Source organism: Streptomyces sp. NPDC052701 (assembly GCF_040678355.1).
GTDB lineage: Bacteria > Actinomycetota > Actinomycetes > Streptomycetales > Streptomycetaceae > Streptomyces.
In genome coordinates, this window is sequence record NZ_JBFATO010000016.1 from 26,461 (window position 1) to 41,777 (window position 15,317).

Here is a 15,317-nt window from a genome sequence, read left to right on the forward strand (position 1 = left end):
CTGCGGCGGTCGCAGCACGCGTCGTGGAGAGGTCTCCGCTGCCGGTGCGGGTGCGACCCCTGGTTCCGTGTGTTTGATCCGCGACGGCCGTGAAGGGTTGTACGCGTGTTCACAAAATTCTTATGTGGCCTGTCTCACAGCCGAGTGGCGGGCGCCGGGGAACGGGTGTCGGGTGACGGGCGCCGGGTGTCGAGCGGCGGGCATCGAGCGGCAGGGGTGGGGGCCGGTCCCGGGCGGACATGCGAAGGGCCCCGCGGGGCGCAGCCGCGGGGCCCTTCGTCTCGTCGGCACCGGCGTCGGGGCGGCGTCGGGACGACGTCGGTGCCGGGGAAGCGGCGCCGGGGGGTCGCGCCGCTGGTCCCGGCCTCCGGCGGGCGGGCGAAGCGGTTGCCCGCGGAGGGCTTGAGTCCGTGCGCGGGGCGCCGGGTGCACGCGGCGGCCGCGGCCGTTCGGCCCGGCACGTCCGCACGGGTTCCGCCGGTCGGCCCCGGGCGTCCCCGGAGCCGACCTTCCCTGGGGTGACCGGGCCGCTGTCCCCTGCCGTCCGGTCACTTTCCCGGAGCGAGGTCCCACGACGCACGGCGCGATCCGTACGTCTCATCGCTCCGGTGAGCCACGCGTGGTTCTCTCGGGCCCGCCCCTGGCTGGCACGGGCACCGGGACCAACGACGCGACGGCCGGCACGGTCACGCGCCGTACGGGTGAGGGGGGACGCGTACGTCTGTGCCGCGAACGCGGATTCAGATCTTTCCGCGGCACAGCTCCAGCAAGGTCATCGCGAGGGCCGTGCCCGGCCTGCCCAGCGCCTCCCGGTAGTGGCCGAGGACCTCCATCTCCCGGGAGAGGTTCACGCGCCGGCCACCGGAGGAGATCCGGGCCTCCTGGACGACGGCGGAGACGGCCATGCGTTCCTGGATCAGGCCGATGATCCGGTCGTCGAGCGCGTCGATGCGTTCCCGGGCGCCGGTGATCACGTCGGCGGCCTCGGAGGTGCGGGCGCCGGTCACGTCGAGGGTGGTCATGCGGGGCTCTCCTCATCGGATGGGGGGGCGCCCCGGGACGGCAGGGACCGGAAACGCCAGGCGCCCCGGACCTTGTCGGCCCGGGGCGCCTGGGAAGTCGCTTGTCAGTTGCTCAAGCAGCACGACCATGGCAGCCGGCGGGCCGGATGCCATAGGTAAAGAGGAAGGTCGGGTGCTGGAGCATGGTCGCCAGTATGCCCTGCCCGCCGGGGATGTCCCACACGGTTCGCATCCTGAGACGGCCGGGTTCCGCGGTGCGCGGGGGATGCCGCGCGGCTCACGGCGGGTGTCGTGCGGCTCGTGGGGGGTGTCGTGCGGCTCGCGGCGGGTGTTGCGCGGCTCGTGGGGGTCCGCCGCGGCTCGCGGGAGGCCTCCCGTGGCATCCCGGTAGAATCGGGTGGCACAAGACCCCCGCCCGACCCGCCGGAAGGCACCCCGTGTCATCAGCGACTCCCGCTGCCGCCGCCCCCGACACCGTCCTGGTCGTCGACTTCGGCGCGCAGTACGCCCAGCTCATCGCCCGTCGCGTCCGCGAGGCGCGGGTCTACAGCGAGATCGTGCCGAGCACCATGCCGGTTCAGGAGATCCTCGCCAGGAACCCCGCGGCGATCATCCTCTCCGGTGGCCCCTCGTCGGTATACGAAGAGGGCGCCCCGACCGTCGACCGCGCCCTCTTCGAGGCCGGCGTCCCCGTCTTCGGCATGTGCTACGGCTTCCAGCTGATGGCGCAGACCCTCGGCGGCACGGTGGACAACACCGGGGCCCGCGAGTACGGCCGCACCGACCTGCACGTCTCCAAGACGTCCTCCACCCTCTTCGAGGGCACCCCGGCCGAGCAGGACGTGTGGATGTCGCACGGCGACGCCTGCTCCGCCGCCCCCGAGGGCTTCGCCGTCACGGCCTCCACGGACGTCGTCCCGGTCGCCGCGTTCGAGAACGACGACAAGAAGCTGTACGGCGTCCAGTACCACCCCGAGGTGATGCACTCCACGTACGGGCAGCAGGTGCTGGAGCACTTCCTGTACCGGGGCGCCGGGCTCTCCCCCTCCTGGACCACCGGCAACGTGATCGAGGAGCAGGTCGCCGCGATCCGCGAGCAGGTCGGCGACAAGCGCGCCATCTGCGGCCTGTCCGGAGGCGTGGACTCCGCCGTCGCCGCCGCGCTCGTGCAGAAGGCCATCGGCTCCCAGCTGACCTGCGTCTACGTCGACCACGGCCTGATGCGCAAGGGCGAGACCGAGCAGGTCGAGAAGGACTTCGTGGCCGCGACCGGCGTGCAGCTGAAGGTCGTCGACGCACAGGAGCGCTTCCTCGAGGCGCTCGCCGGGGTCACCGACCCCGAGGAGAAGCGCAAGATCATCGGCCGCGAGTTCATCCGGGTCTTCGAGCAGGCCCAGGCCGAGATCGTCGCGGACGAGGGACCGGCGGTGGAGTTCCTGGTCCAGGGCACCCTGTACCCGGACGTCGTCGAGTCCGGCGGCGGTACCGGCACCGCCAACATCAAGTCCCACCACAACGTCGGCGGCCTGCCCGAGGACCTCGAGTTCAAGCTGATCGAGCCGCTGCGCAAGCTCTTCAAGGACGAGGTCCGGATGGTCGGCCAGGAGCTCGGCCTGCCGGAGGAGATCGTCCAGCGCCAGCCGTTCCCCGGCCCCGGCCTCGGCATCCGGATCGTCGGCGAGGTCACCAGGGAGCGCCTGGACCTGCTCCGCGAGGCCGACGCCATCGCCCGCGAGGAGCTGACGGCGGCCGGCCTGGACCGCGACATCTGGCAGTGCCCGGTGGTCCTGCTCGCGGACGTCCGCTCCGTCGGCGTCCAGGGCGACGGCCGCACCTACGGCCACCCGATCGTCCTGCGGCCCGTCTCCTCCGAGGACGCCATGACCGCCGACTGGTCGCGGCTGCCGTACGACGTCCTCGCCCGGATCTCCACCCGGATCACCAACGAGGTCAGGGACGTCAACCGGGTCGTCCTCGACGTGACGTCCAAGCCGCCGGGGACGATCGAGTGGGAGTAGTCCCGACGGTCATGTCCGCTTGAGCGTGCGCACCCGCTCTCCGGGCTTCCAGACCTGGACGACCAGGTAGGTGTCGTCCTCGACGCTGGTCCGTACGACCTCCGTCAGCTCGGTGCGGAAGAGGTGGAACGGCTGCGGCGGTTCCACCTCTTTCACATAGGCGGCCTTGGTCGCGGAGTCCTCGACCTCGATCGCCCGGCCGCTGATCCGGACGTCGCCGCCGCCCATGCCGGTGCCCTCCCCGGGGTTCGCCTGGAGCGCGAAGCGCGGGTCGCGGCGCAGGTCGAGCGCCTTGAGGGAGTCCGGCATCATGCCGAGCCACAGCTCCCCGCCGAGGAAGCGGACCTCCAGACCGGTGGTGCGGGGCGAGCCGTCCTTGCGGAGGGTGGCGATGACGTGGTGGGTGAACGCCCCGAAGCGCTCCTCGACGGTCTTCGCCAGGTCCGGCTCGGCGGCGGCGAAGGCCCCCCAGTTCGCCGGGCTCGCCGGGTTCGTGCGGTTCGTGTCGCTCGTGCTGCTGCTCATGGGGTGAGTGTCGCGCCGAAATCCGACATCTTCTGTCGGGTATCCGGGAAATCCGCAGGTGCGGGGGAGATCACACCCGGTGCTGCTCCGGGCGCACGCGCCGCTCGTCGCCCTCCTCGTCCCGCATCGGCGCGCGGCGTCGGCGCACGGGGCGGCCCGCGCCTCATCTTTACCGAACAGAACTGTCCTCAGCGGCCCCCCGGCGGTAACTTCCGCCCCGTACCGCAACCAGTGCTGGAGGACCTATGCACGGGCCCACCCCGCCCCTGCCGCTGCCCACCGAACGGCTGCGGTTCGCGATGCCGCCGATGCACGAGTCGGTCGAGGACGAGCGCCGGCACCGCAAGGAACGGCTCGCGGGCGCGTTGCGGATCTTCGGAAGGCTCGGCTTCGAGGACGGGGTCTCGGGGCACATCACCGCGCGCGATCCCGAGTACACCGACTGCTTCTGGGTCAACCCGTTCGGGATGTCGTTCAGGCACGTCACCGTGAGCGATCTGGTGCTCGCCAACTCGGACGGGCAGGTGGTCGACGGCCGCTACCACGTCAACCAGGCGGCGTTCACCGTGCACGCCCAGGTCCACCGCGCCCGCCCGGACGTCGTCGCGGTCGCCCACTGCCACTCGGTGCACGGGCGTGCCCTGTCCGCGCTCGGTGAGCTGCTCGACCCGATCACGCAGGAGAGCTGCGCCTTCTACGAGGACCACGCGCTGTACGAGGCCTACACCGGCGTCGCCGTCGACACCGAGGAGGGGCGGCGCATCGCGGCCGCGCTCGGTTCCTGCAAGGCGCTGGTGCTGCGCAACCACGGACTGCTGACGGTCGGCGACTCGGTGGAGGCGGCGGCCTGGTGGTTCGTGTCGATGGAGCGGTCCTGCCAGGTGCAGCTCACGGCAAAGGCGGCGGGACGGCCGGTCCTGATCGACCACAGGCTGGCGGTGGCGACGCGCGAGCAGCTGGGCGGGGACCTGGTGGCGTGGATCAACTACCAGCCGCTGTGGCAGGACATCAGCCGGAGCGAGCCGGACCTGCTGAACTAGGCGTGGGCTCGGGAGTGGGCTCGGCGTGGGCTCGGCATGAGCCCGGGCGTGGGGCCGCGGGACCGTGCGGTCGGAAGCCCCGCAGCACCGCCGCCCTCGTCGCCGCGTACTCCTCGTCCGTGAGCACCCCGTCGCGGTACAGCTCGCCCGACTCGGGCAGCCGCAGCCGTGCCGGTTCCTGTGCCGGCGCCGGTGTCGTCCGCGCTTGCGGTCGGGTTCGGGGACGACGCCCGAGACGGCCTCCAGGGGCACGGCCTCCAGGCACGGCGATCCTTCCGTAGGTCTGCCGGGACAGGGCCGCGGAGCGGTGCGGGCCTGGCGTGATCCGGACCGTGCCGCCGTCGGAGGCCCGGGTCCCGTCGCGCTCGCTGGTCCCGGCCATGAGGGGGTTCTCGCTGCCGGGTCAACACGGCACGCCGTACTTCACTCGCACTGACCAGACCTGGCGGACGCGGACCGGGCGATGTGGGGCACAATTCGCTGGCGTCACAGGGGAGTTGTTCCGGGTTTCGGTGCGCGAGGTTTCGGCGCACGAGGTTTCGGCGCACGGCGGCGGGCCCGGGGGCCGGAGAGGCTCCCAAGGGCTTGGAAGGCTTTCCGGGTCCCCTTCGGAAGGGCTTGTGAGGAGCTCCCGAGGGCTGCCGGTGGTCGCGCGGTCGGGCGGTCGGGCGGTCGTGGGGGAGGCGGGCGTCGGGCGTGGCGGTGCAGGAGGCGAGACAGGAGGGTGGGGACGTGGGTACGGGTGGCGGCGCGCGGGACGCGCTGGGGAGTGAGCAGGGCGGTGCACGCAGCGGTGCGTACGGCGGGCTCGGCGGGCACGATCCCGGGTACGGCCGTGGGCATCGGGGCGGCTGCACCTGCGGGGACTGCCCGCACGGGGCGCGCGAGGGGCACCGGCAGGCGGTCGCCGCGTTCCTGCGGATGCGGGACGGGTTCGCGGCCGGGCAGGGGGTGCCCGCCGCGGTCGCCCACTCGGCCTCGGCCTCCCGCCAGTGGATCTCGGAGGAGCTGACGCAGTCCGCCGCGCTCGTCGCCGAGCGCGGGCGGGCCGAGGGCGAGGCATGGCTGGCGGGCCTGTGGCGCCGCACCGCGTGCGCGGTGTGGGCCCTGGTCGTGCTGCTGTTGCTGGTGCAGTCGCTCACCGCGATCGGCACGGGCTGGACCGCGGCGCGCACCGCCGGGCTGCTGGCCGCGGTGCTGGTCGCCGTCGCGCTGACGGCGGCGGCGTGGTTCCACCGGGCGCGCGGCGGGGCGCTGGCGCCGGTGATCGGCGAGGACAACCGCCTGTCCACGTCCCGCACGGTGGCGGCGGCGTGGGTGCTGTTCGTGGCGTACGCGGTCCTGGTGCTGGTGGGGCGGCTGGCCGCGGCCTCCCGGCACGGGGAACGCGACGCGCTGATCTCGGGGCTGGAACTCGCCCGGGGCGCCGGTGCCGTGACCGTGCTGGCCGTGGTGTGCGGGATCGCGGTGCTGGTGCGGCGGGTCGTCGGTCTGCGGGTGCTCGGACAGCGGCTGCAGAAGACCCGGGCCGACCGGCCGCGGGCGGCGGACCTGCTGACCGACGACGCGGGCCGGGGCTCCTTCACCGACCTCCAGTACGTCGTGATCAGCGCGGTCGCTCTGGCGTTCGGGGCGGTGCGACTGGCCCGGCGGCCCGACCAACTGCCCGATCTGCCCTGGGGACTGGCGGTGGTGGTGCTGGTGTCGGCGGCGACGTACCTCGCGGGGAAGTACGCCGAGGGCGGCCGTCCGGTCATCCTGTCGGTCGTCCGGGTGCGGGAGGCCGGTGGCCTGGACGCGCCGATCCGCACCGGCGACGACATCGAGATCCGCGGCGCCGGGTTCGTACCGCCGGGCGCGCAGGGGGCCGACCGGCTGTCCCGGATGGTCGTCCGCATCGGCGCGGTCAACGCCCACGTCCCGCTGGTCCCGGTGACCGGAGGCTTCAGCAATCCGACGGACACGCTGCTGACCGTGCCGGTACCGGTGGAGGTGGAGCCGGGGCGGGTGGAGGTGCAGGTGGTGACGGCGGCGGGGGCCGAGACGAACCGGTATGTGATCGATGTGACGGAGTGAGGCCGGGCCTTTGGCGGCGGGGCCAACTGCCTGCGGCGGCCTGTGCGGGTCGGGCGGGGTGCGTGTGGCGCCCTGCCGACGGCGGGTGCGTCCGCCCTGCGGGGCGGCTGCCGGTTCGGGGTGCCGCACCAGTGCCCGGACCGTGGCCGGATCCGGGCACTGGCCGACGGGTGACGCGTCGTGAAGGGTGACGCCTCGTGAGGAGTGACGCGCCGTGACGGGTGACGCGTCGTTACGCGAACTGGCCAGGCCGGTAGTCGCCGGCGGGCTGCCGGATGATGACGTTCAGCCGGTTGAAGGCGTTGATGAGGGCGATCAGGGACACCAGGGCCGCGAGCTGGTCCTCGTCGTAGTGCTGTGCGGCGTTCGCCCACACCTCGTCCGGGACCCCGCCGGCCGCATCCGCTATACGGGTGCCCTGCTCCGCCAGCTCCAGCGCGGCACGCTCGGCCTCGGTGAAGACCGTGGCCTCCCGCCACGCCGCGACGAGGCTGAGGCGCACCTGCGACTCGCCGGCGGCGAGGGCCTCCTTGGTGTGCATGTCGGTGCAGAAACCGCAGCCGTTGATCTGGCTCGCGCGGATCTTCACCAGCTCCTGCGTCGCGGCGGGCAGTGTCGAGTCCGAGACCACCTGGCCTGCCGAGACGAGGTGCTTGAGGAACGTGCCTGCGATCGGGTTGCCGAAGGCGTTCAGACGGGCGTCCACAGTGAACTCCTCTGTCGTTGTCGGTGACTGCACCCCTACGACGGAACGGCGCGGCACGATGTGACAGGACAGGGTGTGACGTGGGTCTCAGGGGGAGGGTGGCGTCGGTCGGGGGAGCGAGCGATGGGGAAAACCGGCCCGAGGGGGATTGAGCCGGGCCGTTTTGTCGTACGTATGGTCTGGTGAGGGGTCTCGGCACCGGCGGGCGAGAGGCGGCTGGCAACAATGACGTACGGCATGCGGACGGACACGCACACTCCTCACCTCGACGGTGACCGCGACTGGCGGGACACCGCCACCCGCTACGCCCTCCTCCCGCTGCGGGTCTTCCTGGGCATCACCTTCGTCTACGCCGGCCTGGACAAACTCACCGACAGTGCCTTCATGAAGGAAGCCGGTGCCGGCTCGATCGGCGACACGATGCGAGCCGTCCGCGACTCCTCCGCCCTCCCCGCCCTCGTCGACTTCGCCCTGGACAACCCCGTCGGCTTCGGCTACGCCATCGCCGCCGCAGAAGTGGCCGTCGGCATCGGCACCCTGCTCGGTCTGTTCACCCGCCTGGCCGCCCTCGGCGGTGCTCTCGTCTCGCTGAGCCTCTGGCTGACCGTGAGCTGGGCCTCCGACCCGTACTACTACGGCAACGACCTCGCCTACCTCATGGCCTGGACCCCCCTCGTCCTCGCCGGCGCCCCGCTGCTCTCCGTGGACGCCGTCCTGCGTGCCCGGCGGCGGCGGTCAGGAGGCTACCGCTAGGGTCGGCCGGCGTGGTGCCGCCGGCCGCGGGCGGACCGTGCGGTCAGGTCGTCCTGTCGGCCGCGGTCGTGTCGGGGCGTGTACGGCCCGCCCCTGTGCGCCTGCGTACGCGGCCCGTCAGGAACGCCACCGTTCCGGCCAGGAAGAGCCCGCCCACGACGACGGGGATCACCACGAACCACGGGGTTTCCCAGGCACCGCCCGCGTCGCCGGCGTAGACGACGGCGGCGACGGTGAGGGCGAGACCGGCGACCAGCCTCCCGGGCTGGAACTCATGACGCAGCACGGCGCACCTCCGCCTGCCCCACGCCCACCTGGAGGTCCAGATCGAGCGTGCCGGACTTCCCGGCGCCCTCGGCCGGTGCCAGGGTCACTTCCCGGTGCCTGCCCGGCTCCACGTCCACGTCCTTGCTCTCGTCACCCGGCAGCTTGATGTCGCCCACCCCCACGTCGACGGTCAGCCGCACGGTCACGTCCTCGGGAACGATCACTCGTATCCGGCCCACGCCGACATCGGCCCGGGTGGTGACGGTCCGGTCGGCGGCCACGTCGAGCCGGGACAGGTCCAGGGTGCCGACGCCGGTGCCGATGTCGTAGTCCTGCCGCACGTCCGCCACCGCGGTCGGCCGCCACGACGTGCGCATCCACTCGGTGCCGATGTCCTTGGGCAGCGCCGCCGAGCCGGCGAGCAGCGCCGCGGTGAGAACCGCCAGGACCAGGGAGCCCGCTCCCGTGCGCCCCAGGAACGCACTGATCGCGATGCCGACACCGAAGACGGCCAGTGCGCAGGACAGGCCGGCCTGGAGGCTGGTGCCCAGCGCGTGGCCCTCCCACGTCAGCCCGGTGCCGAGACCGCCCGCGAGCAGGGCTAGGAGGAAAACCCAGCCGCCTATCCAGCGAGGGCCGCGCGGCTTCGGCCGCTGGGGGCGCACGGCGTACGGGTCCGCGTGGCTGCCGTCCCTGGTGCCGAGGCTGATGGCGACGGCCGCCGCGACGTCCGGGTCGCGGGAGTCGCGCGGGCCCCAGAGGTATCCGGTGCCGCCGATGTGGGTGCCGTCCTTGACGATGGGATCGCGCCACCAGGAGGGGAAGGCGGTGGGGGCGGGCGGGGCCTGTGCCTCCGGAGGGGCATCGGCCACGGCCTGGGCGGCCAGTGGGTCGGGGCCGGGGTCGCCGCGATGCCGCGACCAGTACCCGGCGCCGGCGAGCAGCAGGGAGAGCACGACGGCGAAGGTCAGCACCCCGCCGTTCCGCAGCAGGGTCAGGAACACCCCGCAGCCGACCAGCGCGAACAGCACGGCCGTCAGCGCCTGGCCGTCGACACGGCCGGTCAGCAGCTTGCGCACCTCGTTCTCGTCCTCGTCGTCGTACGGGACGAACAGCCAGGCGAAGCCGTAGAAGATGAGGCCGATGCCGCCGGTCGCGGAGAGCACCGCGAGGGTGATCCGGAAGATCACCGGGTCCATGTCGCACTGGCGCCCGAGTCCGGCGCAGACCCCGGCCAGCATCTTGTACCGCCGGTCACGCCGGAACCCGGGGGGAGGCCCGGCCGTGCCGGCCTCGCCGGCAGAGCCTTCGGCCGGCTGTGCCTGCCTGGCCTTCGCTGCCTGTTCCTGTTCCTGTTGCTGTTGCTGTTCCTGCCGTTCCTCTTCCTCCCGCGCGCCCGCACGCCCGTGGGCGCGGGCGGCCCCGCCCGCGCCGGCGGCCCCGCCCGCGCCGGGCGCCGTGCCCGCGGCGGGCGCGGCCTCCCGCGGCCCCGCGTCCGGCCCCGCGTCCGGCCCCGGGCGCGGGCCGGAGCCGGGGCCCGGGCCCCTCGCGGCGTGCTGGTGATCCGTCATGGGTCCATGGTGACGGGCGGGCCGCCGCGACGGCAGTCGGAACGACCCTGGCCGGACCCTGATATCGGCCCTGAGACGGTGGCGGGGAAGCGTTCGACGGACACGCCGCGTGAAGATCAGGGGCGTCTCCGGGGCCGACCCTGATGTCCGGGCCCGGCGGCCGTGTGACCATCGATGGCATGTCGGAAGCCGCAGCAGCGCCACTCGCCGGACCGCGGCCGCCGCGCAAGCTCTACCGCAGCAGTGACGGACGCTGGCTGGGCGGAGTGGCACGGGGGCTCGCCGGGCACCTCGGGCTGCCCGTCGTCTGGGTACGGCTCGTCTTCGTCGGTCTGTTCATGGCCGACGGCCTCGGTGCGCTGCTGTACGCCGCGTTCTGGTTCTTCGTCCCGCTCGGCGTCGGCGGCGTCGACGCGCAGAAGCCGCCCTCGCCGATCACCACGGAGACCGCACCGGACGGCCGCCGCAGACTCATCGCCCGCAAACCGGACAAGGGCCAGATCGTCGCCCTGCTCCTCATGGTCGTCGTCGCCATGGTCTTCGTGGGCAGCGTGGACCTCAGCACCGGAGCCCGGGCCTACCTCTGGCCGATCGTGCTCGTCGGCGCGGGTGTCGCCCTCGTCTGGCGCCAGGCGGACAACGCCCGCCGGGCCCGCTGGATGGAGGTCGGCCGCCGACGGCGCACGGTCACACTACTGCGCTCCGTGGCCGGCGTGCTGCTGGTGACGGCCGGCGTCTCCGGCGTCTTCGTCCTGCAGGGCTCCGCCGCCCACCTCGGCTCCGTCCTGCAGGCGGCCCTCGCGGTCCTCGTCGGCATAACGCTCCTCGCCGGCCCCTACCTGGTGCGCATGACCCAGGACCTCTCCGAGGAGCGCCTGATGCGCATCCGCGCCCAGGAGCGCGCGGAGGTCGCCGCCCACGTCCACGACTCGGTCCTGCACACCCTCACCCTGATCCAGCGCAACGCGGAGAACGCGGGCGAGGTGCGCCGCCTGGCCCGCGCCCAGGAGCGGGACCTGCGCACCTGGCTCTACAAGCCCGAGGGCAACGGGAAGGACGAGGCCGAGGAGCCCGCCACGCTCGCCGAGGCCGTGCGGCGCAACGCCGCCGAGGTCGAGGACAAGCACGGCGTCCCCATAGAGGTCGTCGTCGTCGGCGACTGCCCGCTCGACGAGCGGATCGGCGCACAGATGCAGGCCGCGCGCGAAGCGATGGTGAACGCCGCCAAGTACGGTGGCGAGGGCGGCGCCGTTCAGGTCTACGCCGAAGTCGAGGGCAGGACGGTCTTCGTGTCCGTCCGGGACCGCGGCCCCGGCTTCGACCTCGGCTCGATACCCGCCGACCGCATGGGCGTGAGAGAGTCGATCATCGGCCGTATGGAGCGCAACGGCGGTACGGCGCGACTGCGCGCGGTGCCGGACGGCGGCACGGAGGTCGAGCTGGAGATGGAGAGGGCGGAGAAGACGTCATGAGCGATCCGACCGAGACGAACGGCACGGCGGGATCGGCGGAGGCGGCCGGGCCCGCGGAGCCGGCCGGCGGCGGGGGCCGGCGGCACGTGCGCGTGGTCCTCGTCGACGACCACCGCATGTTCCGCACGGGCGTCCAGGCCGAGATCGGCCAGACCGAGCAGACCGGCGTCGAGGTCGTCGGCGAGGCGGCGGACGTCGACCAGGCGGTCACGGTCATCACCGCGACCCGGCCCGAGGTGGTCCTCCTCGACGTGCACCTTCCCGGTGGCGGCGGTGTCGAAGTGCTGCGCCGCTGCGCCGCGCTGACGGCCGACGCCGAGCGGCCCGTGCGTTTCCTCGCCCTGTCCGTCTCGGACGCGGCGGAGGACGTGATCGGTGTGATCCGCGGCGGCGCGCGGGGCTACGTGACCAAGACCATCACCGGCTCCGACCTCGTCGACTCCATCTTCCGCGTCCAGGAGGGCGACGCGGTCTTCTCCCCGCGCCTGGCCGGGTTCGTCCTCGACGCCTTCGCCTCGACCGACGCCCCGCCCGTCGACGAGGACCTCGACCGCCTCACCCAGCGCGAGCGCGAGGTGCTGCGGCTGATCGCCCGGGGATACGCGTACAAGGAGATCGCCAAGCAGCTGTTCATCTCCGTGAAGACGGTCGAGTCCCACGTCTCGGCGGTGCTCCGCAAGCTCCAGCTGTCGAACCGGCACGAGCTGACGCGGTGGGCGACGGCCCGGCGCCTGGTGTGACCGCCGGACCGCCGCGGGAGGCCCGGTGAACGGGCCCGCTCACCCCACCCGCACGGCCCCCGCGAACGGCATCTCGTCGATCGGGGCGAGCCGTACCGGGGCCGAGGGGTTCGGGGCGTGGATCATCTGGCCGTCACCCACGTAGAGACCGACGTGGCTGATGCCGGAGTAGAAGAAGACCAGGTCGCCGGGGAGCAGTTCGGAACGCGGGACGCGGCGGCCCGCGTTGATCTGGGCGTACGAGGTGCGGGGCAGGGACACCCCGGCGGAGCGGTACGCGGCCTGCACGAGCCCCGAGCAGTCGAAGGCGTCAGGACCGGTCGCGCCCCACACATAGGGGCTGCCGAGCTTCCGGTGGGCGTACGAGACGGCGGCCGCGGCGCGGGGCGTGGGCGCCTGGGACGTGGCGGACCCGGGGGCCGCCCGGCCGCCCCGCGCGGACGCCGACGACCGGAAGGCCCGGCCGGGGGCCGCCTCCCCGGTGAGCCGTGCGCGCTCCCCGGCCGTCAGCCGGGAGAGCAGCCGGCGGGCGGCGCCCAGCTTGCCGGTGATCGTCGTCCTGTGCCGCTTCAGCTCGGCCTGGCGCGACCTGAGCGAGGCGACCTCGATGCGCGCGGCGCCGCGCAGCCGCTCGATCTCGCGGAGCTGCTCGCGTACGCGGGCGACGGCCGCCGCCTGCCGGTGGCCCGCCCGCTCGGCGAACTCGACGCCGTCCAGGTACCGGTCCGGGTCGTCGGACAGGGCGAGCTGCAGCGCGGGGTCGAGGCCGCCGCCGCGGTACTGCGCCGTGGCCAGCGAACCGAGTTCCTCCCGGGCGGAGCCGAGCCGTTCCTGCCCGCGGGCCGCCTCGTCCTGCAGCCTCTTCAGCCGCTGCCGGGCCGCTTGTGCCCTCTCCTGCGCGCCGTTGTACTTCTCGGTGGCGACCTCCGCCTCCCGGTACAGCGCGCCCACCCGGGACTCGACCTGCCCCGGCGTCGGCGCGGCCTGCCCGGCCCCGTCGAAGCCCGTCGCGGTCGCCGCGCCCGCCAGGGCGATCGTGGCGACCGTGCGGGCCGACCTGCCGGCCGCCGACGACCGCCCGGATCTGCGGTGCGCTGCCACCTGGCTCCACGTCCTTTCCGGTGACCGCCCGGTGCGGCGCACGGCAGCCGGGACGGACGGCCGTCGCCGGGCTGCCTCGCGCGCCCGGCGGCCCGCACAGGGGGAGCGGGCCGCCGCCGCACCTTCTCGGCGGTGGTGTCCGGCTGCCGCCCCTGGCCCGGGCGGCGGTGGGGAGCCGGGCACCCGCCGAAGGACGCTAGGCCTCCCCCCGCCGGCCGGTGACGGGTTGCGCGGAACTGCCCCGAGGAGACCGGAAGGTGACCGTGTGCGACCGTGATCCCGTCCCGCCGCCGTCGCCTTCACCCAGTGCGATGACCGATGTGCGGGAATCCGGGGCATACCGGGACGGTGGAGTGCTATGGCCCCATATGTGCGGGTGCCGGGAGGCATCGGGCCGGTGTCGGACGGCCCTGGGCCCGTGATTAGGCTCCGGCCCCATGGACGTACTCATCCACCTCTTCGTCGGCCTGCACATCATCGGCATCGCCGCCCTCCTCGGCGGCTTCCTCACCCAGATGAAGGCCATGGGCCGGGGCACCGCCCGTTTCAGCCCCGCGATGCTGCACGGCGCGCTGACGATGCTGGTCACCGGAGCGATCCTGGTCGGCCTCAACCAGGCCGACGACCAGCCCGTCGACAACATCAAGATCGGTGTGAAACTGGCGCTGCTGGTCGTGATCCTCGGGCTCGTGTACGTGAAGCGGGACGACGAGCAGGCCGACAAGGGCCTGTTCGGCCTGGTCGGCCTGCTGACCACGGCGAACGTCTTCATCGCCGTGCTGTGGACCTGAGCTTCCCGGCGCCGCGGGCGTGACGCCCGACCGCGCCCGGACCCTCGTCGCCCCGCCGTCGCCGCTGCCGCCCCGCGGGCTCAGGCGGGGCGCACCACGCTGTGGATCGACGACTCGCCGTCGTAGTAGACCGACTCCTCACGGACGTACGTGCCGGGCTTCGGGGCGTGGATCATCATCCCGTTGCCGACGTAGAGCCCGACGTGGGTGACGCCGTCGTAGAAGAAGACCAGGTCGCCCGGCCGGGCCTGCGCGAGGGGCACCGTGGTGCCGGCGTCGACCTGGTCGTAGGTGGTGCGCGGGAGGTCGACGCCCGCGGCCTTCCAGGCGGCCTGGGTGAGGCCCGAGCAGTCGTAGGAGCCGGGGCCGGTGGCGCCCCACACGTACGGCTTGCCGATCTGGGCGCGGGCGAACGCGACGGCCTTCCCGGCCTTGGTGGCGTACGAGGAGCCGGCCGAGGGGGAAACCGGGGCCGGCGCCGGGGCCGGGGACGTGTCGGAGGTGCCGGAGGTGCCGTCCTCCTGCTGCCGGGCGTCCTCCCGGGCCCGCTGCTCCGCCTGCCGGCGGGCGAGTTCGGCGGCCTTGCGGGCGGCCTCCTCCTGCTCGCGCTCCTCGATCGCCGCCAGCCGCGCCCGCTCCTCGGCGGTCAGCCGCGACAGCAGCTCGCGCGCGTCGGCGAGCTTCCGCTGGACGGTGGCCTTGGCCGTCCTCAGGTCGCCCTGCGACTCGGTGAGCGTCTCGAGGCTCCGGGTTGCCTCCTGGCGCTTCCTCATCGTCTCGGACTGCTGCGTGACGTAGTCGTCGACCGCCTCCTTCTGACGGCCGGTGAGCCGGTCCATCAGCTGGGTCCGGTCGAAGTAGTCCTGCGGCGAGTCCGCCAGCAGGAACGTCGCGGTGTCCGGGGCGGCGGCGCCGGTCCGGTACTGGGCGGCGGCGAAGGAACTCAGCTCCCCCCGCGCCTCGTTGAGCTTCTGGGTGCGCTCGGCCACGTCGTCCAGGAGGGTGTCGACGCGCTTGCGCTGCTTCGCGGTCCTCTCCTTGACCGCGTTGTACTTCTCGGTCGCCGACTCGGCCTGCCGGTAGAGGTCGTCGACCTTCTTCTCGATTTCCTCCAGGCTCGGCCTGTCGTCGGCCGAGGGAGCGGCGTCGGCCGTCTGGGAGAGCAGGGCCACGGAGGTGAGGGCGGCGGTGGCGAGGGCGGGGGTGCGCATACCGGTCACGCGTGAACCCGCCGG

At 73.4% G+C, this 15,317-nt stretch carries 14 protein-coding genes and 1 pseudogene; 7 read left to right on the plus strand and 8 right to left on the minus strand.

Annotated elements, in window-relative coordinates; genetic code table 11:
• Positions 1-740 precede the first annotated feature (740 nt).
• Positions 741-1,022 (minus strand): chorismate mutase, encoded by a 282-nt coding sequence (locus tag AB0L29_RS19600; RefSeq protein WP_365828750.1) that lies wholly within the window; start codon positions 1,020-1,022, stop codon positions 741-743.
• Between the two features lie 437 nt (positions 1,023-1,459).
• Between AB0L29_RS19600 and guaA the strand changes: the two genes are divergently transcribed.
• Complete coding sequence (gene guaA / locus AB0L29_RS19605) at positions 1,460-3,040, plus strand: glutamine-hydrolyzing GMP synthase (protein ID WP_365828752.1); 1,581 nt, start codon at positions 1,460-1,462, stop codon at positions 3,038-3,040.
• A 9-nt stretch (positions 3,041-3,049) separates the two neighbouring features.
• Here guaA and AB0L29_RS19610 read toward each other — a convergent pair whose 3' ends face one another.
• Positions 3,050-3,565 carry a pyridoxamine 5'-phosphate oxidase family protein gene (locus tag AB0L29_RS19610; protein WP_365828754.1) on the minus strand — a complete coding sequence of 172 codons (516 nt, stop codon included), beginning with the start codon at positions 3,563-3,565 and terminating at the stop codon, positions 3,050-3,052.
• 245 nt (positions 3,566-3,810) lie between these two features.
• On the opposite strand from AB0L29_RS19610, the gene AB0L29_RS19615 reads away from it, so the two are divergent.
• Complete coding sequence (locus AB0L29_RS19615) at positions 3,811-4,605, plus strand: class II aldolase/adducin family protein (RefSeq protein ID WP_365828756.1); 795 nt, start codon at positions 3,811-3,813, stop codon at positions 4,603-4,605.
• A 177-nt stretch (positions 4,606-4,782) separates the two neighbouring features.
• Here the strand turns inward: AB0L29_RS19615 and AB0L29_RS19620 are convergent.
• Positions 4,783-4,987, minus strand: a pseudogene (locus tag AB0L29_RS19620) (Tat pathway signal sequence domain protein); the annotation flags it as partial.
• 350 nt (positions 4,988-5,337) lie between these two features.
• On the opposite strand from AB0L29_RS19620, the gene AB0L29_RS19625 reads away from it, so the two are divergent.
• A complete protein-coding gene (locus AB0L29_RS19625) occupies positions 5,338-6,681 on the plus strand; it encodes a hypothetical protein (protein ID WP_365828757.1) in 1,344 nt (447 codons plus the stop codon).
• A gap of 232 nt (positions 6,682-6,913) precedes the next feature.
• Here AB0L29_RS19625 and AB0L29_RS19630 read toward each other — a convergent pair whose 3' ends face one another.
• Positions 6,914-7,387 (minus strand): carboxymuconolactone decarboxylase family protein, encoded by a 474-nt coding sequence (locus AB0L29_RS19630; RefSeq protein ID WP_365828759.1) that lies wholly within the window; start codon positions 7,385-7,387, stop codon positions 6,914-6,916.
• Positions 7,388-7,624: 237 nt separating this feature from the next.
• On the opposite strand from AB0L29_RS19630, the gene AB0L29_RS19635 reads away from it, so the two are divergent.
• Positions 7,625-8,140: a DoxX family protein gene (locus AB0L29_RS19635; RefSeq protein WP_365828761.1), complete on the plus strand. Its 516-nt coding sequence runs from the start codon at positions 7,625-7,627 to the stop codon at positions 8,138-8,140.
• 43 nt (positions 8,141-8,183) lie between these two features.
• On the opposite strand, the gene AB0L29_RS19640 is transcribed toward AB0L29_RS19635, so the two are convergent.
• Together AB0L29_RS19640 and AB0L29_RS19645 are read right to left on the minus strand one after the other, a co-directional pair.
• Entirely contained in the window at positions 8,184-8,426 is a 243-nt protein-coding gene (locus AB0L29_RS19640; protein WP_365828763.1) for a hypothetical protein, read from the minus strand.
• On the minus strand, positions 8,413-9,978 hold the full coding sequence (locus AB0L29_RS19645; RefSeq protein WP_365828765.1) for a PspC domain-containing protein: 1,566 nt from the start codon (positions 9,976-9,978) through the stop codon (positions 8,413-8,415). Before AB0L29_RS19645 ends, AB0L29_RS19640 begins: the two co-directional genes overlap by 14 nt.
• 179 nt (positions 9,979-10,157) lie before the next feature.
• On the opposite strand from AB0L29_RS19645, the gene AB0L29_RS19650 reads away from it, so the two are divergent.
• Together AB0L29_RS19650 and AB0L29_RS19655 are read left to right on the plus strand one after the other, a co-directional pair.
• On the plus strand, positions 10,158-11,450 hold the full coding sequence (locus AB0L29_RS19650; protein WP_365828767.1) for a PspC domain-containing protein: 1,293 nt from the start codon (positions 10,158-10,160) through the stop codon (positions 11,448-11,450).
• Entirely contained in the window at positions 11,447-12,190 is a 744-nt protein-coding gene (locus AB0L29_RS19655) for a response regulator transcription factor (RefSeq protein WP_365828769.1), read from the plus strand. The genes AB0L29_RS19650 and AB0L29_RS19655 overlap by 4 nt, the downstream gene beginning before the upstream one ends.
• Positions 12,191-12,229: 39 nt before the next feature.
• On the opposite strand, the gene AB0L29_RS19660 is transcribed toward AB0L29_RS19655, so the two are convergent.
• Positions 12,230-13,291 carry an NlpC/P60 family protein gene (locus tag AB0L29_RS19660; RefSeq protein ID WP_365828771.1) on the minus strand — a complete coding sequence of 354 codons (1,062 nt, stop codon included), beginning with the start codon at positions 13,289-13,291 and terminating at the stop codon, positions 12,230-12,232.
• A 437-nt stretch (positions 13,292-13,728) separates the two neighbouring features.
• On the opposite strand from AB0L29_RS19660, the gene AB0L29_RS19665 reads away from it, so the two are divergent.
• Positions 13,729-14,082, plus strand: a complete 354-nt coding sequence (locus AB0L29_RS19665) for a hypothetical protein (RefSeq protein WP_365828773.1) — start codon at positions 13,729-13,731, stop codon at positions 14,080-14,082.
• Positions 14,083-14,162: 80 nt separating this feature from the next.
• Here the strand turns inward: AB0L29_RS19665 and AB0L29_RS19670 are convergent, their stop codons facing one another.
• Positions 14,163-15,293: an NlpC/P60 family protein gene (locus tag AB0L29_RS19670; protein ID WP_365828981.1), complete on the minus strand. Its 1,131-nt coding sequence runs from the start codon at positions 15,291-15,293 to the stop codon at positions 14,163-14,165.
• Positions 15,294-15,317 lie beyond the last annotated feature (24 nt).

Excerpts from the sequence above, each read along its gene's own strand:
- AB0L29_RS19655 (WP_365828769.1), top strand. The coding sequence starts at position 11,447 with ATGAGCGATCCGACCGAGACGAACGGCACGGCGGGATCGGCGGAGGCG.
- AB0L29_RS19615 (WP_365828756.1), top strand. The coding sequence starts at position 3,811 with ATGCACGGGCCCACCCCGCCCCTGCCGCTGCCCACCGAACGGCTGCGG.
- AB0L29_RS19600 (WP_365828750.1), bottom strand. The coding sequence starts at position 1,022 with ATGACCACCCTCGACGTGACCGGCGCCCGCACCTCCGAGGCCGCCGAC.
- AB0L29_RS19635 (WP_365828761.1), top strand. The coding sequence starts at position 7,625 with ATGCGGACGGACACGCACACTCCTCACCTCGACGGTGACCGCGACTGG.
- AB0L29_RS19645 (WP_365828765.1), bottom strand. The coding sequence starts at position 9,978 with ATGACGGATCACCAGCACGCCGCGAGGGGCCCGGGCCCCGGCTCCGGC.
- AB0L29_RS19610 (WP_365828754.1), bottom strand. The coding sequence starts at position 3,565 with ATGAGCAGCAGCACGAGCGACACGAACCGCACGAACCCGGCGAGCCCG.
- AB0L29_RS19650 (WP_365828767.1), top strand. The coding sequence starts at position 10,158 with ATGTCGGAAGCCGCAGCAGCGCCACTCGCCGGACCGCGGCCGCCGCGC.
- AB0L29_RS19670 (WP_365828981.1), bottom strand. The coding sequence starts at position 15,293 with ATGCGCACCCCCGCCCTCGCCACCGCCGCCCTCACCTCCGTGGCCCTG.
- AB0L29_RS19665 (WP_365828773.1), top strand. The coding sequence starts at position 13,729 with ATGGACGTACTCATCCACCTCTTCGTCGGCCTGCACATCATCGGCATC.